24 protein-coding genes are annotated in these 25,347 nt (G+C 53.2%); 11 read left to right on the top strand and 13 right to left on the bottom strand.

Annotated elements, in window-relative coordinates; genetic code table 11:
• Positions 1–820, top strand: an 820-nt coding sequence (locus JRI95_08850; protein MBW2061654.1) for a CoA transferase, incomplete at its 5' end; no start/stop codon positions are given.
• Positions 821–855: 35 nt separating this feature from the next.
• Positions 856–1,821 (top strand): MBL fold metallo-hydrolase, encoded by a 966-nt coding sequence (locus tag JRI95_08845; GenBank protein ID MBW2061653.1) that lies wholly within the window; start codon positions 856–858, stop codon positions 1,819–1,821.
• Positions 1,822–1,943: 122 nt separating this feature from the next.
• Here the strand turns inward: JRI95_08845 and JRI95_08840 are convergent, their stop codons facing one another.
• The 3 genes from JRI95_08840 to JRI95_08830 all read right to left on the bottom strand — a co-directional run bounded on the left by JRI95_08840 (position 1,944) and on the right by JRI95_08830 (position 4,036).
• Positions 1,944–2,495 (bottom strand): GNAT family N-acetyltransferase, encoded by a 552-nt coding sequence (locus JRI95_08840; protein MBW2061652.1) that lies wholly within the window; start codon positions 2,493–2,495, stop codon positions 1,944–1,946.
• 13 nt (positions 2,496–2,508) lie between these two features.
• Positions 2,509–3,711 carry a GNAT family N-acetyltransferase gene (locus JRI95_08835; protein MBW2061651.1) on the bottom strand — a complete coding sequence of 401 codons (1,203 nt, stop codon included), beginning with the start codon at positions 3,709–3,711 and terminating at the stop codon, positions 2,509–2,511.
• Positions 3,712–3,853: 142 nt separating this feature from the next.
• Positions 3,854–4,036, bottom strand: a complete 183-nt coding sequence (locus JRI95_08830) for a hypothetical protein (GenBank protein ID MBW2061650.1) — start codon at positions 4,034–4,036, stop codon at positions 3,854–3,856.
• A gap of 257 nt (positions 4,037–4,293) precedes the next feature.
• Here JRI95_08830 and JRI95_08825 point away from each other — a divergent pair, with 257 nt between their 5' ends.
• Entirely contained in the window at positions 4,294–5,604 is a 1,311-nt protein-coding gene (locus JRI95_08825) for a CoA transferase (GenBank protein MBW2061649.1), read from the top strand.
• A 107-nt stretch (positions 5,605–5,711) separates the two neighbouring features.
• Here JRI95_08825 and JRI95_08820 read toward each other — a convergent pair whose 3' ends face one another.
• Entirely contained in the window at positions 5,712–7,421 is a 1,710-nt protein-coding gene (locus JRI95_08820; GenBank protein ID MBW2061648.1) for an AMP-binding protein, read from the bottom strand.
• 859 nt (positions 7,422–8,280) lie between these two features.
• Here JRI95_08820 and JRI95_08815 point away from each other — a divergent pair.
• Complete coding sequence (locus tag JRI95_08815) at positions 8,281–9,012, top strand: hypothetical protein (protein MBW2061647.1); 732 nt, start codon at positions 8,281–8,283, stop codon at positions 9,010–9,012.
• Positions 9,013–9,106: 94 nt separating this feature from the next.
• Here JRI95_08815 and JRI95_08810 read toward each other — a convergent pair whose 3' ends face one another.
• The gene (locus tag JRI95_08810; GenBank protein MBW2061646.1) at positions 9,107–9,778 is read right to left on the bottom strand and encodes a fibronectin type III-like domain-contianing protein; all 672 of its coding nucleotides are present in this window, start codon (positions 9,776–9,778) and stop codon (positions 9,107–9,109) included.
• Positions 9,666–10,103: a hypothetical protein gene (locus JRI95_08805; protein MBW2061645.1), complete on the bottom strand. Its 438-nt coding sequence runs from the start codon at positions 10,101–10,103 to the stop codon at positions 9,666–9,668. The genes JRI95_08810 and JRI95_08805 overlap by 113 nt, the downstream gene beginning before the upstream one ends.
• Before the next feature lie 283 nt (positions 10,104–10,386).
• Between JRI95_08805 and JRI95_08800 the strand changes: the two genes are divergently transcribed.
• From JRI95_08800 to JRI95_08785, 4 genes are all read left to right on the top strand, one after another.
• Positions 10,387–11,106, top strand: a complete 720-nt coding sequence (locus tag JRI95_08800; protein ID MBW2061644.1) for a peroxiredoxin — start codon at positions 10,387–10,389, stop codon at positions 11,104–11,106.
• A gap of 225 nt (positions 11,107–11,331) precedes the next feature.
• A complete protein-coding gene (locus JRI95_08795) occupies positions 11,332–12,333 on the top strand; it encodes a hypothetical protein (GenBank protein MBW2061643.1) in 1,002 nt (333 codons plus the stop codon).
• Between the two features lie 187 nt (positions 12,334–12,520).
• A complete protein-coding gene (gene yhbY, locus JRI95_08790; GenBank protein ID MBW2061642.1) occupies positions 12,521–12,841 on the top strand; it encodes a ribosome assembly RNA-binding protein YhbY in 321 nt (106 codons plus the stop codon).
• Between the two features lie 78 nt (positions 12,842–12,919).
• Positions 12,920–14,128, top strand: coding sequence for a 2,3-bisphosphoglycerate-independent phosphoglycerate mutase (locus JRI95_08785; protein MBW2061641.1), 1,209 nt, complete (start codon positions 12,920–12,922; stop codon positions 14,126–14,128).
• A 40-nt stretch (positions 14,129–14,168) separates the two neighbouring features.
• Here the strand turns inward: JRI95_08785 and moaA are convergent, their stop codons facing one another.
• Both moaA and JRI95_08775 read right to left on the bottom strand, forming a co-directional pair.
• Positions 14,169–15,152, bottom strand: a complete 984-nt coding sequence (moaA, locus tag JRI95_08780) for a GTP 3',8-cyclase MoaA (GenBank protein ID MBW2061640.1) — start codon at positions 15,150–15,152, stop codon at positions 14,169–14,171.
• Positions 15,153–15,419: 267 nt separating this feature from the next.
• Positions 15,420–16,523, bottom strand: a complete 1,104-nt coding sequence (locus tag JRI95_08775) for an NADH:flavin oxidoreductase (protein ID MBW2061639.1) — start codon at positions 16,521–16,523, stop codon at positions 15,420–15,422.
• Between the two features lie 425 nt (positions 16,524–16,948).
• Between JRI95_08775 and JRI95_08770 the strand changes: the two genes are divergently transcribed.
• The 3 genes from JRI95_08770 (at position 16,949) to JRI95_08760 (ending at position 18,361) form a co-directional block, all read left to right on the top strand.
• Positions 16,949–17,437, top strand: a complete 489-nt coding sequence (locus tag JRI95_08770; protein ID MBW2061638.1) for a CoA-binding protein — start codon at positions 16,949–16,951, stop codon at positions 17,435–17,437.
• Positions 17,438–17,458: 21 nt separating this feature from the next.
• A complete protein-coding gene (locus tag JRI95_08765) occupies positions 17,459–17,623 on the top strand; it encodes a hypothetical protein (GenBank protein ID MBW2061637.1) in 165 nt (54 codons plus the stop codon).
• 63 nt (positions 17,624–17,686) lie between these two features.
• Entirely contained in the window at positions 17,687–18,361 is a 675-nt protein-coding gene (locus tag JRI95_08760; GenBank protein ID MBW2061636.1) for an acetate--CoA ligase family protein, read from the top strand.
• A gap of 248 nt (positions 18,362–18,609) precedes the next feature.
• Here JRI95_08760 and JRI95_08755 read toward each other — a convergent pair whose 3' ends face one another.
• From JRI95_08755 to JRI95_08735, 5 genes are all read right to left on the bottom strand, one after another.
• Positions 18,610–20,193: a methylmalonyl-CoA carboxyltransferase gene (locus JRI95_08755; protein ID MBW2061635.1), complete on the bottom strand. Its 1,584-nt coding sequence runs from the start codon at positions 20,191–20,193 to the stop codon at positions 18,610–18,612.
• A gap of 70 nt (positions 20,194–20,263) precedes the next feature.
• Positions 20,264–21,130: a 3-keto-5-aminohexanoate cleavage protein gene (locus JRI95_08750; GenBank protein ID MBW2061634.1), complete on the bottom strand. Its 867-nt coding sequence runs from the start codon at positions 21,128–21,130 to the stop codon at positions 20,264–20,266.
• Positions 21,131–21,177: 47 nt separating this feature from the next.
• The gene (locus JRI95_08745; protein ID MBW2061633.1) at positions 21,178–23,580 is read right to left on the bottom strand and encodes a DUF362 domain-containing protein; all 2,403 of its coding nucleotides are present in this window, start codon (positions 23,578–23,580) and stop codon (positions 21,178–21,180) included.
• Positions 23,581–23,656: 76 nt separating this feature from the next.
• Positions 23,657–24,658 carry a nitroreductase family protein gene (locus tag JRI95_08740; protein ID MBW2061632.1) on the bottom strand — a complete coding sequence of 334 codons (1,002 nt, stop codon included), beginning with the start codon at positions 24,656–24,658 and terminating at the stop codon, positions 23,657–23,659.
• A gap of 284 nt (positions 24,659–24,942) precedes the next feature.
• On the bottom strand, positions 24,943–25,347 hold a 405-nt coding region (locus tag JRI95_08735; protein MBW2061631.1), incomplete at its 5' end, for a hypothetical protein.

Here is a 25,347-nt window from a genome sequence, read left to right as displayed (position 1 = left end):
TTATGTCGGCCTGGGGGACAACGCCGAGGCCTTGACCGGTCACAACTGGCTGCGGGGCTATGCCGACGATGAGCACCCGATTCTTAATACGCCGGTCTATCACATGGACTCCTCTGCCGGGGCGACCGCGGCCTTTGCCGCTATCATGGGTTTGCGCCGCCGCAGGAAAACGGGCCAGGGAACAGCCATAGACTTCGCCCAGATTGAGAGCTTCATTCCTCAACTGGGAGAGGTCCACCTGGACTACATCGCCAACGGCCGCAATCAAAGAACATCAGGCAATCGCCACCCCACCGCGGTTCAGGGCTGCTATCGCTGCCGGGGAGAAGATCGCTGGATCAACGTCACCGTCAATAATGACGAGGAGTGGCAGGGGCTGTGCCAGGCCATGGGCCATCCGGCCTGGTCCAGGGAAGAGAGGTTTTCCGATCAGCCCGGCCGCCGAAAGCATCATGATGAGCTTGACCGGTTGATAGAGGACTGGACAGGCAGACACGACAATTTCGAACTATTTCACATCTTGCAGCGAAACGGCGTTCCGGCCGGACCGGTGGTAAATGAAAAGGACGCCTTTGTGGATCCTCACCTGAATGCTCGGGGCTTTTTTCAGGTCATCCTTCAGGCAGATACAGGCACTTATCGCTATCCCGGATTTTTATGGAAGATGTCACAAACACCTCCGACATACAGACTTCCGCCCTGCCGCCTTGGAGAGCACAATGATTACGTGTTCAGGGAGGTCATTGGACTGTCTGAGGAGGAAATTTCGGAATTGGAAAAGGAGCAGATCATTGGCGGTGATCGCTATGTGTGGGCTTAATCACAGGCCTGGCATGTTCACTAAAAGGAAATCGCATGAATGAGACCATCGAAAAAATACATCCGCAGGTTTATCGTATTCCCGCTCTTTTTATCGGGATTGAGGTAGAACTTTACCTTTTGTTAGGGGAGCGGACGGCCTTGATAGACACCGGGGCTTCAGACTCGGTGTCCCGGTTCATTGAACCGGCGCTTAAAGGGCTCAACCTGGGGCTGGCCGATATTGACTGCATCATTAACACCCACGCCCACCCGGATCACCTTGGCGAAAACGGAGCAATCAAACGCGCTTCCAAGGAGCTGGTTATGCACCATACTGCTGATGAGCCCTTTACCATGGGGCCGGAGGGTTTTTTATCCAGCAGATACGATATCTCGGCTGTGATGCGAAAAATCGGGCGTGAGGATCAGGTGGACGCCAGGCGCCGGGTTCTATCCCAGCACCTTGGTGAAATCGTCGGAGTAGATCGCTGGCTTCAGGACGGCGACCGGATTGACCTCGGCCGCGGGATGGTGCTGCAGGTGCTGCACACGCCCGGCCACACCGCGGGGTCCATCTCACTTTACTGGGAAAAGGAAGCGATGGTCTTTACCGGGGACTCGCTCCAAGGGCGGGGTATCTTTCCCGGATGGATGCCTTTTTACTTTCACGCCGCGGAATATATCCAATCAGCAGCAAGATTAAGTCAACTGCCTCTGCAAACTCTCTGCCTGGGCCATGGATACCAGACCGGCAGACGGATCAACCATCCGGTGCGTCAAGGCAAGGAGGCTGTAAAAAGCGTGGAAGAAAGCCTCGAGGTGGCTCAAATGATTGACGCCGCTGTATCCGCTGCGCTTGAGTCAGAGCCGTCCTCTGATCTGGTCGGGTTTACACATGCCGTTTTGACACGGCTTCAGTATGACCTGCCCGTGATCCTCGACCGGGACCTTGGCGCCCCGCCGCATTCCCTGGCCGCCGTCAATGCTCATCTGGAGATGAAACAGGAAAGTATTTCATGACCACACCGAGCTGAGAGCGGTTTTCAACATTGTATTCTTTTCGGCTTTTTACGGCACAAGGATGTCTGCTTCCGCAGGCATGAAGACAAGCCGGAATCGTTATGCCCCCAAAACGTGAATTCCTATAATAAATCATGCGGAATCAGAGAGAACATCACCGCGTCATAAACCTTATCACGGACGACGATTCGGTTTCGCAAGACCCCTTCGCGAGTGGCGCCCACTTTATCCGCCACCCGCTGGCTGGCTTTATTGCCCGTGGCCACCACGATTTCTATCCGGTTAAGCTTTAGTTCTTCAAACCCGAACCGGGCTAGAAGCCTCGCCGCTGCCGTGGCCGCACCCCGCCGGACCCGGTCGGTTCGGACCCAGTAACCCAGGTTGGCAAAGCCATCGTCGCGATTAATATGATTCAGCCCGCAGCTGCCCAGAAAAAAACCGTCCTGACAATCAAAGATGGCAAAAGCATAATCCGTCCCCTGCTCCCAGGCCTCAGGGCGAGCTTTAAGCCACTCTCTAGTGTCCTTGATCGAGTAATCCGCATGAATCCAGGGCATCCATAGCATAAGCTCAGCCCTTGACTCCAGCACGGCTTCATAGACCTGATCAAGGTAATCAGGCCCATGCGGTTTGATTAGCACCCATCCGTCGCTCAATCGAACTTCCCTGATCATCGTTTCCTTGCCTCTAAAACTGATCCGCACAAAACGGCCGATACTTGGTGCGCATGACCCTGTCCCAGAGAGGGAGGGCATCGGGTTTAAGGACGTCAAGGCGCCCCATGCGCGCCGCTTCAGTGGCGCTGATCTGGCCAAAGACAAGCAGGGCCAGGGTACTGATCGGCATGACCAGGTCCGGCTCCTCACCGGTGGGCGTGATAGACGCCTCTGCAGCGGAAGTCTCAAGCTTCCAGCGGCCCTGGTTCCACGGGCATAAATCATCAAGTATTTCAAACGTCAGAACGCCTTCCTCCTGAAAGCCCCGCTCGGGAAGAACTTTTTCGATATCAACAATGCGAGCCAGCAGACCATCGTATGAGGTGCTGTGGAGCATGCGGGGCTCTGCTAACAGGTGCGGCAGGGGATCATCTTCCGGGGCGCGGCACTTGATATTTCTTACCAGGTCCATGGAAGCAAGGCTGTTCCACGCCGCCTGAAAGGCCGAGGCCGTGAGCCAGACAAGGTCGCGGACAAAGAGCTGCTGCCATGGTCCGGTTGATTTCCGAACCGGATGAGGTTCTACGGCGTAAATTATGTAACCGAGCGGTTCACCGGCCTCTTCATAAATGACCCTGCTCAGCACGCCTCCTTTGGGCGGAGAGGCCAAAACACCAGCCTCCCAGGTAATTTTAGACCGATGGATGTACCCGGTTCTTTCGGCGCAGAAGCGCCGGTAGAGATCCTTGAATAACTCAAATTCGTCATCCCCTGCTTCTCGAACGGCGCCTGTACCCGGCCGGACCAAGGCAAATTGAAGGTAGCGCGGTTCAATGCTGTATTCATTGAACATGGAAACCACGGCGTAGCCAAAGCGATGATAAATGGCCGCCTGGGAGGCGTAAAGTATGGCCAGGGGCTGCTCGCCGCGCTCGTGAAGAAGCTCAAAATGCGCGGTAGTGATCTTCCGCAGATGGCCGCGGCGCCGGTAAACCGGGCGTGTACCGATTTCAGTCACCCCGGCCGCAGAGACGCCCTTCCCGTTGAAGCGCATGGTCAGCGGCCAGGCCGCATAGGATGTGGCCAGCCTGCCGTCTTCAAAGGCGCAGAGGGTCCATTCCGGACGCATCGGAACCTCCGACCGCTCCGCAGGCGGCGGCAAGAAAACGGTTGCCGGAATACTTTTAAATTCTTCCATTTCTTCTGGTCTTGCCGGTCTGATTTCTAACGCCATGACTTTCACTCCTTGGTGTTTAGATGATACGATTTTCTATCACGCCTTATTAATCCAACCGCAATCTCATTTTGAAAAAAAAACGGGCCAAAAAAAACCCCGCGAAATCGGCGGGGTCGTTGAAATATCCTTCATTAAAAAATTAGGCTAAAATCCACCCCACTCCCGGAAGCCGATACGACCCGCGCGAAAGTTCCTGGTTGATGATAAACCGTATTTCATGGTTAAACCTCTGATCAATGGGTAATTTATTCATTTCATCACGGATGTCAAGCATAAAGTCCGGCCGGGCTAAAAAAAAGGCAGCCAGGCATATACCAGGCACGGCGTTTCAACGATGCGTCATACCCGTAAAAGCTGCGGCTTAGGGTAAAGGTCAAAGAACGGCTTGACTACCTTCCCACGTCCGGATAAAAGTAATATCCGGCCCGATCAACTTCGGTGAAGCCCGCGGCAGAGTCAAAATATAAGATTGAGAGTACAGGGAGTATATACAGATAGTTTGTGTTGAACCTTGCAACTCCCAGAAGAACACCACCGAGTTTAAGCAGCAGGTCGTAATTTCTCAGGAGGGTGATAATAATGTTTATGGCGCTTCAAGATGTCAAGGTCATTGACGTATCCCAGGTGGCGGCAGTCCCAATGTGCGCCCGCCACCTGGCTGACTTCGGGGCGGACGTTATCCATATCGAAAGCGCTAAAACCGGTGATTCATGGAGAAATCTTCAGGCCGGAGCCGGCGGCGGTCCGGCCGGAATACCATCCGATATCCCATACAACTGGGAGGCTTATAACCGTAATAAAAAGAGTGTGGCCCTTGACCTGTCTAAAGAGGCCGGCCGGAAAATCATCTATAAACTCGTGGAAAACGCTGATGTCTTCGTGACCAACTTGAGGCTGTCCGAGCGGAAAAAGTTTGACCTGGGATATGAAACACTAAAAAAGCTAAACCCGCGGCTGATTTATGGTTCCGTCACCGGACACGGCATGAAGGGTCCTGACAAAGACATGCCCGCTTATGACACCACCGTGTACTGGGCCAGGTCAGGGGTAAACCATCTGCTGACCATCCCTGGCATGTCCGGTCCCAATCCGCGCCCTGCTTTCGGGGACAACGTCGCCGGCCTGGGTCTGGCTTTCGGTGTAATGGCGGCTCTGTATGCCCGCGACAGGATCGGAGAGGGGCAGGAGGTGGATATATCGCTGCTTTATACCGGAGTCTACCAGCTTACCTTCGACATGGCGGGAGCGCTGGCGACCGGTCAGGATGAAAATGAATACCGAGTTCAGGCCTTTGAAGGGACGGAAGAAGAAAGACAACGCCGGGACAAACTCATGGCCGAAGCCCAGGAGGCCCTCAGGCGTCTCGGCGATTTCTACCGGGAGCGCCTTCCCAATCCCTTGGCCAACACCTATGAAACCAGGGATGGCAAGTTGATACGCTTCAACGCGCTCCAGGCCGACCGCTACTGGACAAAATTCTGCAGACTTCTCGGAATCGAAGACCTGGAGCATGACCCCAGGTTTGCGACGATGGACGCCAGGCAGGAGAACCGAAAGGAGCTGTATCATATTTTCAGGGAAGCGTTTTTGAGCAAAACCCTGGCTGAATGGCAGCCCCTGATCTCAGATTTACCGGGTTCGCCGATACAATCCCTCCTTGACATCGTGAATGATCCTCAGGCTGAGGCGAACAGTTTCTTCCTGCCGTATGACCACCCTAGTTACGGGCTGATGCGGATCATGGCCAGCCCGGTGAACCTGAGCGGGACACCGGCCTCGATCAGAATGCCCGCTCCGGAGTTCAGCCAGCATACCGAGGAGGTCCTGCTGGAGGCTGGTTACACCTGGGAGGAAATCGCCCAGTTTAAAGAGGAGAAAGTGATACCCTAGGAGTCTGTCGGATAATCCTTGTTCGTGTCAATTTATATCAACCAATTTCTTGTGTTATAGTGATTCTCATATTAACGTTCCGATATTCTTCTCGAATTTGGCAAATGTTAATCTAATTCTTTCTTAAGTTCCTCTTTCTTTACTTTTCCGGTGGCGGTCAGAGGGAGGTCTTCTACAATCTTGATAATCGGCACCTTATAAGTGGCCATGTTATTTCGGCACCAGTTGGTCAGTTCTTCTTCGGTTATCTTTCCTTGATAATCAGCGCTCAATTTTATGAAGGCCACAGGCACCTGGCCTTTTTCCGGGTCAGGCTTGCCGATGACACCGCTGCCCGCGATAGCCGGGTGCTGACCCAGGAGGGTCTCGATCTCGGAGGGGAAGATACTCATGCCTTTCATTTTAAGCATTTCCTTGCGCCGGCCCAGGAAATGTAAGTAGCCCTCTTCGTCCAGCATACCGATATCCCCGGTGTACAACCAGCCCTGGCGCAGCGCCTTCTTTGTTTCCTCAGGCTTGTTCCAGTAGGATTTCATTAAAGAGGGGGTGCGAATGACGATTTCTCCCTCCTTTCCCAGAGGGACCAGTTCTCCGGTTTCGAAATCAATGATCTTAAATTGAGTGCCAGGCATGGGCAGACCGCAAAACACGGGTTGGGATTTGAGGTCCATGTCGTCAGTCTGCATACCACCGGTAAAGGTATCTACCGTATGGGTTTCTGTCATGCCGTAGGAAGATTCTCTCAAGGTTGCTCCGGTTAATTCCTTCCATTGCCAGCGATATTTTACAGTCAATTTTTTAACGAAAGAAGAGGCTGTTGAGGCATTGAGCGAGCGAAGGTTGTATTTCCCCAAATCGGGGTATTCCATTATTTCTAAATAATTGTCAACCACTCCTCCTGTAGCCGTAACCTGGTAACGATCAATGGCCGTTAATACCGCTTCTACGTCCCAGCGTGCAAGCAGGATAAGTGTGGTCCCGGTGAATATGGGAGCAATAACGCCCCCAATCTCGCCGGCAATCCAAAAGATAGGAAAGTAACCCAGCATCACGGGATTGGAAACTTGCCTCTGCGCACTGGCTCCAGTAGTCGCAGCAGTAGCCGCGGTATAGATCATGTCCCTTTGGGTGTGCTCGCAGCCCTTGGGCAGGCCGGTGGTGCCTCCGGTATAATTGAGGGCGACTACATCATCCAGGCTCACCTCCACATCCAGACACTTCGACTCCTGTTCCGCCAGCATGGACAGCAGGTCAATGGTCCCGGGACAATCCGGACCGGGAGCCAGTAAAGTCGGATGTACGGGGATGGTGGGCTCTTCCGGCAGATAGTCGGCAAAACGAGTAACAACCACTTCTCTCAGGCTTGTCTTGTCCTTGACTGCCTGGACGATAGGAAACAGATGGTCGAGCGTCACGATGAGGTGAGCTTCGGTATCATTTATCTCGTAAAGAAATTCATGCTCCTTGAACATGGGATTGACCGGAACGTGAACGCACCCGAGTTTGAGAATCCCGTAAAAAACAATGTGAAACTGTGGGCAGTTCGGAAGAAAGACCGCCACCCGGTCGCCCTTTCGAAGACCCTTTGCGGCCAAAAAGGCGGCAAACCGGTCGCTCAGATCGTCCAGCTCTTTAAAAGTCAACTCGGTCCCGTAATAGATCAGACACGGCTTGTCAGGAGTCTGCCTGGCCCATTCCCTCAAGTAATCGGTCAATAAAATCTCGCCAAATGGATAAAGCGGCTCCTTGGGAAGATGCGCCGGCCAATTCTTCTCCCACAACTTATTCAACCGATCCAGGTACTCTTGTTCATCCATGATTAGCCTCCTGTGATTTAGTGGTAATAAATTTTTAGTAGAAAGCTAGATCTATGCTATGGCTAGTCCTTGATTTCAAGCTCCTTTATATCCTCCTTTGTCAACCCCGGCAACCCACAATGTGTTAGCTCTATTAAAATGTCCCCATTATAGGAGATAAGATAATCATGAGTCAGAAGGAGCTTCAGAGGTATTATATTCTGGGGCAGGTTATGGCAGGGCATCTAAGTCTTCGAGGTTGACGGGGGTCAGCTATTGTGACGCTAAGCGGTTGAAGAGGCGATTTCGCAGGCACAAACTGGGTTGACAAGATAGTATCTCTTATATATTTTGTATTTGATAATATAACAAAAATGTTCAGGCCGTGGTGGTTATCTTTTTAAGGTAATATTTCACTACTGTCCGTTTAAGAGTCGAATAATGTCAGTTGGTTGCCAGAAGCCTCCTCTATGATTTTGTCGTATGAGGCCGTCAACACTTGAAAAACAGGACTTTTCTTAAGTAAAGTAATGCCGATGATTTGCAAGATTTGGCTCAAACTGCGGTCGAGATTGAGTTCCTTCTTGGCCATAACGATGTCAAAATGACGATGATCTATACCCATGTCCTTAACCGTGGACCAGCTGGTGTTCGGAGCCCCGTCAATGAACTTTGAGGTTATGGAGGAGGTTTTTATACTGATCCGTATAAGACACCATCATAAAACACCCAAAGAGATATAAGTATCTGTTTGGTTTAGATATACTGTTTAAGCAATCGGTGAAACAAAGGAGTTTTATACGGACAGAAAACTAGGGTTCCGCTTCTTATGCGGATCAATCTAAACAATGTTAGCCGTGAAAAAGGAGCCAATTTCTATATGACTTCATCGGCTTGGCTATTCGATGATCTGAATGATATTGAGGGGATGCGCGTCACTCGGTCGCTACTGGAATCGCTTTTTAAGGAGACAACACGCCTATTCAAGAGATACTACAACAACTTTGATAACGATAAACGGGAATACGGCTTCTATTACTCTGAGCGACAACTGCACACATTTCTGACCCCCGCCATCGACAAACTCACCAAGGGATTCTTCCTATTTGAATCCCCAATCAAGCGCGGAAAGAGAGGGAAGAGAGGGAAATCGGGAGGCAGAGTTGACTATTGGCTTAACTACCGCAATAGTAGTTACCTTCTGGAGGTGAAACATGCCTGGATTCGCGTACATTTTCGGCATGGAAATGAAGAATTCACATTATACAAGCTTGAGAAGACATTCCAACAAGCTATCGATCAACTGGACAACAGCGAGGATAAGGTATTAGAGTTTATGTACCGTGGCAACATGTTTGGTGTTGCATTGGCAATCGTGCCTGTTTTCGGACGCGGTGATGTGTTAATGAAGGTAAGGGACACTGATCAATTGCTTTCAAGAGTACGCAAAGAATGTCCAAAGGCCAATGCCATATATGCATGGCACTTGCCAAGGGCATATTCCAAGATTCTCGACATACAGATGAGTTCAGGAGCCGTTGTCAGAGAGTTCTATCCAATGGTTCTTTTCATCGCAAAAGTTAAGAAACTTAGCAGGACAAGAAATGGCTAACAATTGGGTCAACTAGGACGCTCCTTACGTCGCGCCTGTTACCCAGCCGATCTCCGTCTTTAATACGCCACGAGGGTACGGACCCGTATAATCCTTAATAGCTCCTAAGCCGCTCTACCGCCACCCGGCTCATCAAAGCGCGATCTTCGCCCACCTCACGAACCGGGCCGGTCAGATTAAACTCGCCCTTCAGTCGAATATCCGCGCTGGAAGATCCGACCATGACTTTGATGGCGCCAGGTTCGACGATTCTTTTATAATCAATGCCGGTGAAGGACAGCAGATCAGCCGGCACGTAAAATGAAACCTGTTTGGCCTCGCCAGGCTGGAGGCTGAGCCGCACAAAGCCCTTCAGTTCTTTTACCGGCCGGGTGACACTGGCTGTAAGGTCTTGCAGGTACAGCTGCGCCACCTCATCACCGGCGCGGTCTCCTGTGTTTCGCACCGTACAGCTGATGGTCGCCTCGCCGTCCACCGGCACCTTGGCCGCTGAAATTGACAGGTCTGAATATTCAAAAGTGGTATAACTCAAACCATGCCCAAAGGCAAAAACCGGCTCCGATTCAGGCAGCCTCGGTATCCCGCTTGCCAGGAATTTATGGTTGTAAAATACAGGCTGGGTTCCCGCGCCCTGGCTGAACGTCAGCGTCGTTTTACCGCCGGGGTTGAGGTCGCCAAATAAGACGTCCACGATGGCCGCGGCTCCGGCCTGGCCGGGAAACCAGGCTTCCACAACAGCCGCTGCACGCTGCGCAAGTTCTGACATGGCAAATGGCCGGAATACCAAGCCTGGTGCCCTCCACGAGCCTCTGCTGAAGCTCATTGACCATCTCAACGCCTTTGACGGGATCAAGGGGCTGGCTGCCAAAGGGCCGGGCGATCTGCCCGATGCCATGACGCATCGCCTGGGCCGGATCGAAATCCGCAGAAATAAGGCCTTGATTCGGTGAGACCTCGCCGGAACGCGCATCCAGGTTCAGCCAGACCGAGGTGAGTTGAGCAATCTTCTCCTCAATCGTCATACGGCTGAGCAGATCCTGAACCCGCTCTTCCACGCTTTTTGTTTCATCTTTGTAAACCGGGATCGTCATGGGATGCCTCTTGATGTCTTATTAGAATTTTTTACCGTGCTGGCAATAAGGATTTAGTCCATGCCAGAACGATCTTAGTCGAACTGGCGGAATACCTCAAGAATGTTTCAGAGGCCAGAGTGGGAAAGGGAACATACATGGTATCCCCCTGGCCAAGCTCTGGATATTGGGCCGGGGCGGCATGAAAAAGATTGATATAAAACGGAGTGCCTTTGTGCGTTCATTGAATTATGATAAGATACTTATTAATAATATTTGTCGTAATAAAAGGAAGGAGGTTAAGATGCCTGAGCCACGAGATTCATGTGTTGAACCTGCGGGGGGGCCAATCGGCGTCCCGGAAGAACAGACGCTTACATCTCAAATCCGAGATCAGCTTATATCAGAGGAGGTTATTATGACAGCGCAGGTTGGGAAAGCGGCGCCGGATTTTGAGGCGGTTGCCTTTGTGGACGGAGGATTTAAAAATCTAAAGCTTTCGGATTACAAGGGACAGTGGGTGGTCTTATGCTTCTACCCCGGTGATTTCACCTTTGTCTGACCAACGGAATTGGCGGCGGTCGCCGCTAAATACGATGAGATCAAGGCTCTGGGCGTTCAGGTTTTAGCCATGAGCGTGGACAGCCGGTTTTCTCACAAGATCTGGCAGGAAGAGGAGCTGTCCAGGATGGTCGAAGGGGGCGTGCCTTACCCCATCCTTTCGGACGCCGGTGGTAAAATCGGGCGTGTATATGGCGTTTATGACGATGAGGCCGGAGTTAACGTTCGGGGCCGGTTTCTTATTGACCCTGACGGCATTATTCAGGCCATGGAGGTCCTGACGCCGCCGGTGGGCCGCAATGTCATGGAACTCATCCGGCAGGTGCAGGCTTTTAAGCACGTTCGCGAGACCGGAGAGGTCACCCCTTCCGGCTGGCAGCCAGGCAGGCCAACCCTGACGCCAGGGCCGAATCTGGTCGGGAAGGTCTGGCAGGAATGGAAACCGGACATGGCTTTTGATTAGATTCATCCAGCGCAGCCATTAGGCATCAGCATTTTAAACAAGGCATTGGCTGAAAAGCTGACCCCTTTTTAGTTACTGGCTAATAATTGTCTGAAAGGATGACCTGGTTGAACAGACAATATTTCACGCACCTGACGCTGGACAAGTTGTATTTCCTTGACTGATTCGATAGATAAGGCTAATTTACAAAAAAAACTCCGCTTCCACGCCCCAGAGGTAAAAATTATGAGCCAAAATCTGGACAAAAAGAAGAAGAGAAAGGTCAAGGCAAAGGCGGCCAGAAAGAAAAAACCAACCACCCGTGAGCCGAAAGTTCAGTCTGAACAAGATTTCCCCGATCTACCCTCACCTTTCTCCATGGAGCGGACGCTTCGCCAATTAGGCTCGGCTGTCACAGATCGGGAGTTCGAGAGTGAGAAGGAGATGCAGGCCTTCTTAGATGATTTCAACCAGAACGACACTGAGTTCTCTGAGGAAGCCTCCTGGGCGGTTACCCCTGAAGACCAGGCCCAGGAGTTGATTTATCAGGTCTGGGAGGCCGATGACCCGGAGGAGGTAGTCTCGTTGGTTACACGGGCCCTGGAGCTTGATCCCCTTTGTGTAGACGCCTTGATGATCCTGGCCGAGATGACGGCCCAATCTAAGGAAGAGCGGATTAGCTTCTTGGAGCTGATCGTCAAAGCGGGCCAGCATAAACTGGGCGAGGAGTACTTCGAGGAACACCGGGGTTATTTCTGGGGGATGATCGAAACACGGCCTTATATGCGGGCTCGTTTTTCCCTGGCTGAAGAGCTTCGAGAAGCAGAACGCCTTGAGGAGGCTATAGCTCATTACAAGGCCATGCTCGAACTCAACCCCAATGATAATCAGGGCGTGCGAGACATCCTCATCGGGTGCTACCTGATGGTCGGCGACCTCGCGGGCGCACGCTGGCTGCTTAAGGAATACGAGCAGGATGGGGGCGCGGTTTTTAACTGGTCACGGGTTCTTGAAAGATACCTGGCCAAAGACACCGCAGGGGCCTTGGCCGCACTTGAGACGGCACGCGAGCAGAACCAATTCGTTGAAGACTACCTGACCAGGAAGAAACGGCTGCCAGCTAAGTTACCAGACTATTACAGTCTCGGGGACAAGACCGAGGCGATTTTTTGCGTCTCAGTGATTGATTTGTCCTGGAGGCGGCATCGCGGGGCCGTGAAGTGGCTGAAAGATCAAAAACAGGCGTGACGTCTGCTGGACTCATCCAGCGCAACTATTAGGTATCAGGATTTAAAACAAGGGGTTGGCTGAAAAGCTGCCCCTTTTTCTTCTTCTTCTGGGCTGAAGTTGTCTTTCGTGTATCATGCCTTGCGCGGCTCGATGGACAGGGCCCTGGCGAAGTCAGACTTAAGGTTGCAGTTATTTGACAGGAGAAATGAGCATGCTTAAGGGTTCGGAGCGAAAGCATCTGCGCGGACTGGCTCATAATTTAAAACCAATTGTTATGATTGGAAAAAGCGGCCTGACCGAAAGCGTGCTCGCCAGCATTGATCAGGCCCTTGACGACCATGAGCTCATCAAAGTCAAGTTCAATGCGTTTAAAGATCAGAAGAAAATCCTTTCTCAAGAAGTTACAGAAAAATTAAAAGCCGAGATGGTCGGCCTCATTGGAAACGTGGCCATCTTTTATCGGGAACACCCGGATGAAGATAAAAGAAAAATCAGCCTTAAGGGGAAGGTCTTTTCGGAAAAGTAGTGGTCAATTGACCTCTTTTATCATAATCTGGTTAGGAAAACAGCAGGCCCAGCAGGCCTTGAACTGGAGGCTAATATCATGAACAGGATTGACCTGATCAAGCAGCTTAAAATTCCCGCGGAAACTAAAATTATCCTTATCGTCCTGGACGGGCTGGGAGGGTTGCCGCTTACTCCTGAAGGCAAGACCGAACTGGAGCAGGCCCGAACGCCCCATCTGGATGCCTTGGCCAGGGTCTCGGAGCTGGGCCTGTCTGTGCCGATTCTGCCAGGCATCACACCAGGCAGCGGCCCGGGTCACCTCTCTCTTTTCGGATACGATCCCCTGGCTTATCAAATTGGCCGCGGCGTCCTGGAGGCCCTGGGTATTGGCTTCAACCTGACTCCAAGGGATGTGGCGGCGCGAGGCAACTTCTGCTCCCTGGACCCTGAAACAGGCTTTATCACCGATCGCCGCGCCGGACGTATCCCCACTGAAAAATGCATTGAACTGGTGGGGATGCTCAAGGACATCAGCCTGCCAGGGGTGGAGGTCTTTATCGAACCGGTCAGGGATTACCGCTTTGTGCTGGTCTTACAGGGTGACGACCTGGCTGACGGACTAACGGAAACCGATCCTCAGCAGGTAGGCGTGCCTCCCCTGCCAGTGGAACCGACTCGTCCTGAGGCCAAAGCCACTGCCGATTTATTTAACCGATGGCTCTCCCGGGCCAGCGAGATCCTGGCTGACCAGCGCCCGGCCAATGGGGCCAACTTGCGCGGCCTGGCCAAGGCGCCGGACCTGCCTCTTTATCCTGAAATCTATGGCCTCAAGGCCGGGGCCATCGCCACCTACCCCATGTATCGTGGTGTGGCCCGCCTGGTGGGCATGGAGGTGCTTCCCACGGGTGAGACCACTGCCAGTGAGGTGGAAACCCTGAGCAAATACTGGTCTGATTTCGATTTCTTCTTTTTCCATGTGAAAAAAACCGATAGCGCCGGTGAGGACGGGGACTTCGAAGGCAAGGCTCGGGTTATCGAGGAGTTTGACGCCGTCCTGCCCGATATATTGAAACTGAACCCGGACGTCATCATTATCACCGGCGACCACTCCACGCCAGCCCTCTTGAAAAACCATAGCTGGCATCCCCTGCCGGTCTTACTCCGCTCGAAATACATCCGACCGGATCATCATCAGGAATTTGGTGAAAGGGCTTGCGCCACCGGCGGGCTGGGACATATACGCCATGTGGACCTTATGCCGCTGGCCATGGCCCATGCCGGCCGCCTGACCAAATTCGGGGCCTGAGATCGTCCTTTAAGCCGCCGGCCGCCAGGGCCTGGCAGGTTTATCCCCCGATAAGGTTCATGGTACGGTTGGAGGCGTAGTCAGGCGCCTCCTCCAGACGATGCTGCCTCGGCTTATCCAGCGCGGCCCGCTGAAGGAGGGCGGCCAGCTCCGCTGCGGTGGCCCCGGAGCGAAGCGGCGTCTTGAGGTCCAGTTCATGGTTTGAGAGAAGGCAAAGCCTGAGCTTGCCATCAGCGGTCACACGAAGCCGATTGCAGCTTGAACAGAAATGCTCAGTCACCGGGCTGATGAAGCCCAGCGCGCCTATGCCATTGGGTAAGCGAAACTTCACCGCCGGGCCATCTCCCTCTTCGGAAGGAACGGGCGTCAGTGGACCCAGGGGGGCGAGACGTTCCTTCATCTCATCCGTTGAGACAACTTTATCCCGCGACCAGCAGCCGAGCTCACCCATGGGCATATACTCAATAAAGCGCACTTCCAGAGGCCGGTTCAGGCTCAACCGTGCAAAGTCAATCAATTCGTGCTCATTATGACCGCGAATAACCACGACGTTGACTTTGACCTGCTCAAACCCCTGAGCCAGGGCCGTCTCCAGGCCGCGCCAGACCCGAAGGAACTCATCCCGACCGGTAATACGGTAAAAATTTCCTGCATCAAGAGAATCCAGGCTGACGTTGACGGAGCGTATACCGGCCGCATGAAGGTCCGCCGCCAGGTCGGCCAGGAAAACGCCATTGGTGGTCAGGCAAAGCTTAAGAGGAACCGGCAGCCGGGACAGCTCTGAAATGAAGTGAATCAGATCCCTTCGCACCAGAGGTTCGCCGCCGGTAAGGCGCACCTTGGTCACACCCTGGGAAGCAGCCGCCCTGACCACAATCAGGCACTCCTCATAGGTGAGAATGTCATCATGATCAAGCTTGGAGATCATCCCGTGCGGCATGCAGTACTGGCAGCGCAGATTGCAGCGGTCGGTTACAGAAAGGCGGAGGTAAGTGAGTTTTCTCTGAAAGGAGTCAATGAGCAAGACAGGCTTCTCCAAATGATATCAATTTTGACATATTATAGGCATGACCAGGCAGGATGTCAATGTATATGGAAGTTAAAGCGATTGTTCGATGGCCTGACACAATAAATCCGGCTCATCGGCGCCGAGCCTGATTATTTTGCCACTTTTCATGGTGATCTGAACGGCTTTTAAGCTGGAGACGTTGTAGAGTCAGCCATGCGGTATGCGGCGAATGCCCCATCCATAATACTACTAAAAGGCTGGCATGGCATGTCTTTGCTTAGGTTAAGCCTCTTCAGGTTTTTCGCCAATCCTGTTTAAAAAGGCCTCTTGCCGATCCTTGTCCCACTGTGAACAGAAGGCCGGTTTGCCGACCATGTTCCGCCTCATGCACAAAGAACAGTTAGGTTCACATTCGACAATCGGCCATTCGATTAGTCCTTCGGCCTTTTGAGGCCAGAGAGGATCGGCCAGGAGAATCCGGGCCAGGCCGATAAGATCGGCCGTGCCTTGCCTAATGATTCGTTCAGCCGTTTCAGGCGTTTGTATTCTGCCAGCGGTAATGACAGGGGTTTGAGGCACGGCCTTTTTGATCTCAGCCGCGTAGTGCGTCATGTAGGCTTCCTTTTTCTCATTCTCGATATTTTCAGGCAACACGAAGGCGTCATAGGTTCCGGCCATGACAGAAAGGTAAGCCAGGCCGCGTTTTTCGAGTTCTTTGGCCAGCACGGCCGTCTCCTCCACATGGAGCCCGTCGGGCAGCAATTCATCCGCTAAAAAACGATACCCTACGGGAAAACCTTTATTGACCGCATCCATGACCGCATCCACGACACGCAGCGGGAAACGCATTCGATTTTCAAGGCTCCCGCCGTAATCATCGCCTCGAAGGTTGGTGCGGGAGGAGAGGAATTGGACGATCAGATACCCGGTGCCGCCATGGATTTCCACCCCGTCAAACCCGGATGCCTGCACCCTTCTAGCCCCGCTGGCGAATGACTCGACGATTCGATCAATGTCCTGGCCGGCCATCTCTTTAGTCTCGGTTTCACCGATTTTAACGGCTGAAGGGGTTAATTTATCTGGCATAAAGGCGTACCGGCCGGCGTGATTGATCTGGAGAAAGGCGAGCGCGCCATGATCATGGATGGTCTGGGCGAGTTCAGACAGACCTGAAATATACTGGTCGTCATCCAGGCGCAGGGTAAATGGTGAACCCAGCCCTGACGGGTCCACCACGGAGTTCTCCACAACGATCAGGGCCGCGCCGGAGGCCGCCATCTCTGCGTAATGGTCGAGGAGCAATGGACTGACGGTCCCGTCCGTGTTCGCGTATCCCAGAAAAAGAGGCGCCATGGTAATTCGATTTTTTAAGGTAAGCCCTTTCATTATAAACGATGATAAGAGTCTGCTTGGTTCAGTCATTTCTCCCTCCTTTTCACAATCGTAAAAAAACCAATGAATTTCAGCTTGCTACAAGCATGGCCCTGTCACCCGGTCCGAGTCCCTAACCAGGGATTTCATTATAGATGAAAATCACGTAAAAAGAACAACAAGTTTTCAGCAGGGTTGCTTATCCCAACTCAAGGTGATATATTTGAGTGGTCATTGTCCCCGTGGTGGCGCTTTAGCGTCATGCAGGACGTGATCGGTGTTAAGTGGGCCGATCCATGATATTGAGCCTTCTTTTTTTTTAGCGGATGAGGCTGCTTGACACCTCAGAGAATTACAGAATCGAAAGGATGATCTTGAGCTGCCAGGAGAGCGTGGGGCTTAAGAATTTCCAAGCAAAGCCGCGGAATTAGATAAAAGACATGAATAGCTTGGATCTTGACAGACTGTTCAATCCAGCAATTTTTGCCTTTATTGGCGCTTCGGCCTCGACTCAAAAATGGGGCTACATCATTTTTTTGAATATTCTTAAGGGAAACTTCCATGGACCCGTTTACCCGGTCAACCTCAAGCAGAAATCCATCCTGGGGCTCAGATGTTACGCCAGGGTTGGAGATATCCCCGAGCCGGTGGACCTGGCCATAATCACCACACCCGCGCCCCTGGTGGCCGGTCTTATCGAGGAATGCGGGGCCAAAGGGATTCCCAATGTCATCGTCGTTTCTTCGGATTTCAGTGAAACCGGCCCGGAGGGGGAGCGACTTGAGGCTGAGGTGGTGGCCCCCGCCAGAGCGCACGGGGTTCGTGTCGTAGGCCCGAACACCATGGGTGTTTTCAGCGCCGGGCTGATTCTCCATGCCTTGATGCCGCCGGTGATGCCTTTGCATGGGCCTATTTCCATGTTCTCTTAAAGTGGTAATCTTGGCGCTCAGATGTTATTCTGGGGGCTGGATGAAGGAGTGGGGTTCAACAAGTTTGTGGGCAGCGGAAACGAGGGCGACCTGGCGCCCGTGGCCACGGAGGGTTCCAGGGAAAAGACGATTATAAACTGGTCTCTTTCCCGACACCGGAGAGAGCAGTACGGATTTTGCACTTAATGGCCGAGTACAGGCGATTTTTAGAGTCACCAGCGTAAAACTGAAAAGGAGACAAGAGAAGAGATGAAAATTATTGAAGAGGCTTTACAGCGGGGCGCCAAGACATTATCCGAGTATGAATCAAAGCTGCTTTTAGCAGAATACGGCATTAACGTCACCAAGGAAAAGGTCGTCAGCGCCGAAGACGACGCGGTCGCTGCGGCCGGGGAGATTGGCTATCCTATAGTCCTGAAAGGTTCAGGAGAAGAACTGACTCACAAAACCGAGCTGGACGTCATCGCCCTGAACCTGCGGGACGAAAAAGATGTCCGTGAAGCTTTCCAAAAACTGGTCTCCAATCCAGAGGCCTCAGTCAAGGAGGTTCTGGTTCAGCAGATGGTGAAGGGAGATCGCGAGCTGGTGGTCGGTCTGACCAGGGACGCCCAGTTCGGACCCTGCGTCATGTTTGGCCTGGGCGGAATCTTCACTGAAGTCCTGGAAGATGTATCCTTTCGCGTCGCCCCGCTCACCAGGTGGGACGCCATGGATATGATGGAGGACTTCCGTGCCAAAAAAATCCTGGACGCCTTCCGCGGCCAGCCCCCGGTGGACCGGGAGGCCCTGGCCGATATTTTAATTGCCATTGGAAATATCGGGATGGAACTGGAGAAGGTTCGCGAGATTGACATCAACCCTATGAAAATACTGGATGATAAGCCTATCGCCGTGGATGCGCTGGTTGTCCTGGATAACGACTGATCGGTAGCAAACCGGCCATTTGTTTTGCAAGGGGGGGGGTAAAGGAACCGGGCAGTCTTTGGTTTCTTCCAGGCGCCACCAGATCGAAGCCGCGTCAGATTTGAGGTGGCTTGGCCCTGGTTTGAGCATTAAATTTTTCCTCTCCCAGCCGGCAGAAACCAATATTAAAATCGGACGAAAAAAAAGCCGCAGGATGTTTACAGAGAGGCTGTGCCAGGGCAGGAGTTATCCTGACCCTGGCTTTATTTCTAGGGGCGTATACCTCGCCGCTTCGGACCCAGCTCGCTTGGAAGCAGGCGGTATGCGGTTTCGATCCACTCGCACAGGAGCGGCCGGGTATCGCGAGGGTCTATGATCTCTTCAATCCCGAATATTTCGGCCGTACGGAAGGGAGAGGTTACCATTTTAAGGCGTTTTTCGAGTTCAGCGCGAAAGGCGTCAGGGTCTTCCGCGGCCTCGATCTGCCGCTTATAGGCTGCCTGAACGCCGCCTTCAATGGGCAGTGAGCCCCACTCTCCAGAAGGCCAGGCGTAGCGAAGATTGAGGCGGGCGTGGTTTCCATGGGCCGCTCCAGCCACCCCGTAAACCTTTCTTAAAATGATAGAGCACCAGGGAACAGTGGCTTGGTATACGGTAAAAATCCAGCGGCCGCCAAAACGAATCGTTCCCTGCTTCTCCGCCTCCACACCGATCCAGAATCCAGGATTATCAACAAAGTAAACTATCGGCAGGTGAAAGGTGTCACACATGTCTATGAAACGGATCATTTTATCCGCCGAACCGGCCGTGACCGCTCCGGCATAGAACCTCGGGTCGTTGGCCATGACGCCCACCGGGCGGCCCAGGAGCCGCCCCAGGCCAGTGACGGCTGAACGCCCCTGTCTGGCTCCAATCTCGAAGAAGCTGTTCGCATCCAGAACCAGCTCGATGATGCGGCGAACCGAATAAGTCAGCCGGTTGCTCTTGGGCATAATATGAAGGAGTTCCTCCTCCCGGCGCTCAGGCGGATCAACCGGTTCCATGACCGGGGGGATCTCGTAGACCGAATCCGGCATGTAAGAAAGAAAGCGCCGGATATGCTCGAAGGCCTCCTCCTCAGAACCTACTTCATTATCCACCGCGCCTGATCCCCGGGCGTGGATGTGAGACCCGCCGAGTTCTTCTTTGCTGAAATCCTGCCCGGTGGCCGGGAGCACCACCGGCGGCCCGGCCACAAAAACCTGAGCCGTCTTCTTGGGCATAATGGAGAAATGTGAAAAAACGACTCGAGCCGCGCCGAGTCCGGCCACTGGTCCGAGGGCGGCGCTTACGACAGGAGCGGTCTCCAATAAAGCCACCATGGTGTCCATGGCCGGATTTGCCGGCACATAGGTCCCGGCCATCGTCTCCAGGGTCTTGACACTCCCGCCGCCGCCGGTCCCCTCGATGAGCCGGATCATGGGCAGACGAAGCTCAAGGGCCATCTGCTCGGCGTAGGGAGCCTTGCGTCCAATAGCCGCGTCAGCCGCTCCGCCGCGAATGGTAAAATCGTCGCCTCCAACCACGACCTGACGATTATTAATACGTCCTCGGCCCATGATGAAATTAGAGGCGCGCAGTTTGACGAGTCGGTCTCCTTCATAGGTTGGAGCTCCGACAATACCACCCGTCTCATGGAACGTCCCGGGATCGAGCAGTTTATCAATTCGTTCTCGAACCGTGAGGCGGCCCGCGGCGCGCTGTCTTTCAATCCGTCCCGGTTCACCCATTTGAGCAGTCAGGCTCTCGCGACGATGAAGCTCTTCGATCTCAGGCGCCCAGTTTTCGTCTGAATCTTTCTCAGAATTACTCATAAAAATCTCCTCTATGACGCCAGCCGTGCAGATTCGCTGTCTCCGATAAAATAGTCCGTTGGACGCGGCATCACTTCTTCTTGAGCCTCAGTATCTCCCGCGCCTCGTCTACCGAAGCCACCTCCTTGTTGAGGTCCTTGATGATATCGGCGGCCCGCTTGACAAGGTCAGCGTTCCGTTCGGCTTTGACGCCTCTTTTCATGTAAAGATTATCTTCAAACCCGACTCTGATATGTCCATCCAGAAGCGCGCCCATGGCCACCATGGGAAACTGTGTCTGGGCCACGCCAAAGACGGACCAGGTGCCGCCGGGAGGGAGGCATTCAGAAAAATGGACCGCGTTCTTCGGAGTGGCGGCCAGGCCGCCCTGAGTGCCCAGGCAGAGTTGATAGTGGGGCGGCTCCTCCACCAGGCCCAAAGAGAGCAGCCGCCTGGCGATTTCGATATGGCCGGCATCAAAGAGTTCCACCTCCGGCTTGACGCCGGCCCCTTTTATCAGTTCGGCCATTTTATCCACGATGCCTTGGGTATTGGCAAATATCCCGATTCCGAAGTTCATGGTGCCAATATCAAGGGAGCACATCTCAGGCCTGAGCTTCAGGACATGTTCGACCCTTCTTTCGGCGCTTTGTATATCGTCTGTCAATGTCGTTCCATCCGGCCCGATGTAAAGACCACCTCCGGCGCCGGTAGAAAGGTTGAGGATGATATTGCATCTTCCCGTGATGCGCTCAACCACCTCCTCGAAGAGATGGACCTCATTCGACGGCTCTCCTGTTTCAGGATTGCGAACGTGGATATGAGCGATGCTGGCCCCTTCGTTAAAGGCCTCCACCGCTGAGTCCGCGATCTCGGCAGGTGTGATGGGGATATATGGACTCTGCTCCCGCGTCGGTCCAGCTCCGATGACCGCCACAGTGATTATGACTTTGCTCATCTCGCTTTTCTCCTTCTTTCTTCAGTTCAAGCTGCCGGGCTTATTCGTTAAGCCATTAATTCCGCCCAAATTTCCTGACCGTCCTGAAACCTGGCCGTGAGCAGCTTGTTCGGGTCGGTTGTTTCTTCAATATTAGGAACCTCCATCCCGTTGAATTTGGCATAGCCAGCAGGCACATAGATGGTAAAATCCATTGGCTTTGCCTGTCCATTTTTTACCTCGACCACATAAAGCTGTAAGGCGTCTGATCCAGGCGCGGCCGCTTCAGCAAGGGCATAACGACCCTGATTCTGAGTCAAGTCGGCGTAGCGAAAGGCCTGGCTGTACATGCCCTGTTCTGAATTTACCTTGCTGGGAAAATCAGGGCCGTATAGCACGGTCCCTATGCGAACGTAGTTGGCGAACTGAAAGCTGGGCCACCTCCCCTTGCCCCAGGTCAGGGAAGGAAGAAAAGGGTCCTGGCCTTCATTGTCCGCCCGGGACAACCGGTAGGCGACCTGGCAATTCACGTTCATGGAAAAACCGTCCAGGATATCGTGCCCCCCGGGGTTCCACAGCGGGTTACAGCATTTGGTAGTGGTCATACTGGATAGAAAACTGCCTTTCATAAAGCCGAGAAGCTCCGAGCCCATCCTGGAGGCCGACATGGCTCCGGTATAAAGCAGGACACCCCAAAGGCCCTTTTTTCCAAAATCCTCATAGGTGACGACACCGTCGCCGTTCTCGTCAAAGGCTTCTAAGAATTTTTCCTTATATGAGGCGCCTTCCAGGGAGTCTGCGGCTTCGAGGTATTTGAACGAGGTCAGCTGTAAATCCCAGCAAATCTTGCTCACGTCATAATAAAGATTTTGAGTGAAGACGTCTGAGAAGGCGCCGTCTTTTACCGTGCCTAAGTGGCCCTCAAGCGAAACAAGCGGGGCGCCGGTCAGGATATCGTGGCCGACCACATAATACTTTCTCTGCCCCAGCCCGTTTTTTTCGGCGTGAGCGAAAGATATGTCGCGGGCAAGCGGGCAGTCATAGCCTGTACCTGTTACGATATCACTGCCTTCAACTTTTGGCACCGGCGCCTTCTGCGGAAACCGGCCGCCTGTTCCATCGTCCAGATCAACCTGGATTGCCTCCTCCAGAGGCACATTGCTGAAAACATAACGGGCGCATAAAAGGTCGGTCGCCACCGGGTCGAGACCGGTAAAAACCAGACCTTCGGCCCGTTTCGTATCGGGCACAAAACCGGTATTGTCCCAATCAATGGCCTCGATGGCGTCAACCGCATGGAACATGAAGATGCCTTGATTGCTGACCGCCTTGATGATGTCAATCATAGTCGCGGGAAGGCCGCCGGTCTTGCGAACGATATAACTGCCACTGGCGTCTCTTTTGGGCATGGCGGTTTCGTGGTCTATCTCGGCCTCCCAAACCTGGTGCGGGATGCGCGCCTTCATGCCTGGCACATCGGTGTGAGGGAAGCTGTAATCCCATGAACAGCCGCCTTCACTGGCCGCCTGCATCGGATAAAGGCCAATGCCCAGGTTCTTGATGACATTGGTAAAGATGGCGATATTATGCATCTTGAGCTTGGGCACGTTGATCAGGACGCACCCCGGGTAGGAGCGAGTGTCCTCCGCATCGGCCGGGTTCCCGCCGACAACGGCCTTGTGCAGAGTAATGGAGCTGAAATTGACCCCGCCCGGGACCTCGACCTCCCGTCCCTTGTTCGGATCGTCGCAGATACGATTCAGATCGTAAACCATGAGCCTGTCCGCAACGTGCCCCGGCGGGATGTAATTTCCGGCCACACTATCATCAAAGCCTTTCATGGGGTCCTCGGCGCTCGATGGTTCGAGGGTCTCGGCCAGATATTTCCGGGCGAAATAGAATCCCCATCCCCCGTAGAAATCGCCGGCCTTGCCTTCGATGACGGCCTCGGTGGTTACCGCTTTACCTTGGGGATTAATCATGGAATACAAACTGGCCGCTGAGGCCATGGTGGTGGCGGCCTCGCCGAGACTCATCTGGCAGTAGCTGACGCCCGCGTTGTCATGAAACCATCTCATCAAGGCCGCGATAAAGGCCCATTCGGTGCAGGCGGTGTTCCCAAAGCCGGGGCCGTGAGTGCGCGGGTCTATGTTGTGGATATTAACCAGGTTGGGTTTAAAGAGGAGCTTCTGCCCCCTTGAAACCCTGGCGTTTATTTCATGAATGAAGTTCGTTTCCCCGTTTAGCGGAGTCAAGGCCAGATTAAGGTTTTCAAAGGTGTAGTTGATCTTGGCCGTGATTTTCTCCCAGGCCTCCTGGTCCGAGTTATTGATATAGTCCATGAGCAGGTCCCCGATGCCGGCGTAGGAGTGGTTTACATCCATTCTGACCATGCCGACCGGGGATCCTTGGGTATCAATCTTACGTTGCCCCAGGCAGGAGTTAATTGAAACACCTTTCACGTAATTCATAAGGAAAAATCTCCATTAGCGGCTGAGTTGATTCGCCAGATCAATCACTCTTTACTTACTGATAATTATCGTGTTTTTAATCTATCTCGGAACCTTCCTTGCCTTCGCGGAGCCAGATCACCGGCCTGTACTCCCGCGGCACAACCCCTTCCTGCTTGAATTTGGGGTAGCCTAAGACAAGCGCGTTGTTAATTCTCCAGGGTGGTTTGAGCCCGAGTTTTTCTTTGACAGGCGGAACCATCTCGAGGGTCTGGCTGAACCCCACCCAGCAGGCCTTGATTCCGAGCGAGTTGGCCACGAGATTCATATTCTGGCCGCAGATACCCGCCTGAATCTGCGGGCCGCCGATGGCCCGGTCGTCGCACGCTATGAGGATGACCACCGGCGCGTTCAGAAAAACCGGGGCATTTTTCCGGGAGACGCTGCCGATGCCGCCCAGGATGATGCGGGGATCCCATAGGCCGGGATTCGGGTCGGCCTCATACATGGGAACGAGCACATTTTTCGTCTGTTCGTCATCTGTGTACATGTTATACATCCCGGCCAGCACGGCGTACATGGCCTCATTCATCTCAGTGATCATGGCCTTGTTCGTAACGACAACGAATTTCCAGGGCTGACAGTTCCCGCTGGTGGGCGCGAATCGGCCCGCTTCAAGCACCCGCCGGATAATGGTTTCAGGGACCGGGTCTTCTTTGAAGTTTCGGACGCTCCGCCGTTCAAAGATCGCTCTCTCAATGGTATTCCACTCATCCGTATTCCCTTCGGCGTCCCTGGGGTCGAAAGGCATCTTGGCCGGGATAGGGTTCGGTTCAGAGGCATAGAAGCCGCTGTCCACATGGTACGATTCCACGATAGAGATGGCCTCGACCGGACAGGCTACCATGCAGTTGTAGCAGCTGAAGCACTCGTACACGTCCTTTAGCCTGGGAATGTCGTTTTCATCCATCTCCCAGGCCCTGAAGGGACAGTTTTCAATGCATAATCCACAACTTGTACACTCTTCCTCATCAACTGCCATTATTCCCATATGAACGGTTTCCGGCCGAAAAATCTCTTTTAAATCTTCCCAAGCCATGGCTTACCTCCTTTTTGTTTTTTCTTGATTGTATAATTGAAAGTCCTTCGAAATGTGATTAACTCATAACATTATCCAGGTGTCAATAGTAGAGGGACTGGTTATAGCGAGATGAAATCTTTTCATGAAAAAGCACCGCTTCCATGAAGATGATTGATCCGTCCGGCCCTCTGGAGAAGTTGTAAATCTACCAGTAAAATTTACGGGCGGCCTGTGAAACCATGTTCCATCAGACCGCCCGCTGGGTTAAGGTTATATGCTTGCTATTACTTCTGTTCCTATAATTAACGCCTTCCACCCTCGAACCAGTTGGGGTGAGACCAGGACCAGACCTCTTTGTGCCTGACCGACATCTTGTGGTTGTAACCTTTAATTTTTTTACTGTAAGCCGTGGGCCACATCTCCCACCACATCCAGGCGTCCTCGTAGTTGTCATAAAGGACTTTTTCGAGATCAAAGTAAATCTTCTGCCTCTTGACCAAGTCCACTTCCTTTCGACCGGCCAGGATGAGTTCAATGGCCTTTTCATTGTTGCTGCGGCCATAGTTGAAGCCGCCGTCAGGATGATACAGCCCGGTGGCCTGTAGGTCAGGATCGTAAATCCATGTCCAGCCGCCTTGGGCAAAATCATACTCGAGGTTTTTCATCCTGTCCGAAATGGCGACTGAATCCAGGGAATCCACCTGCCA

It is taken from the genome of Deltaproteobacteria bacterium (assembly GCA_019308995.1).
GTDB lineage: Bacteria > Desulfobacterota > Desulfarculia > Adiutricales > JAFDHD01 > JAFDHD01.
The sequence above is the reverse complement of the archived record's forward strand: the minus strand, read 5'-3'. Positions and strand labels throughout refer to the sequence as shown.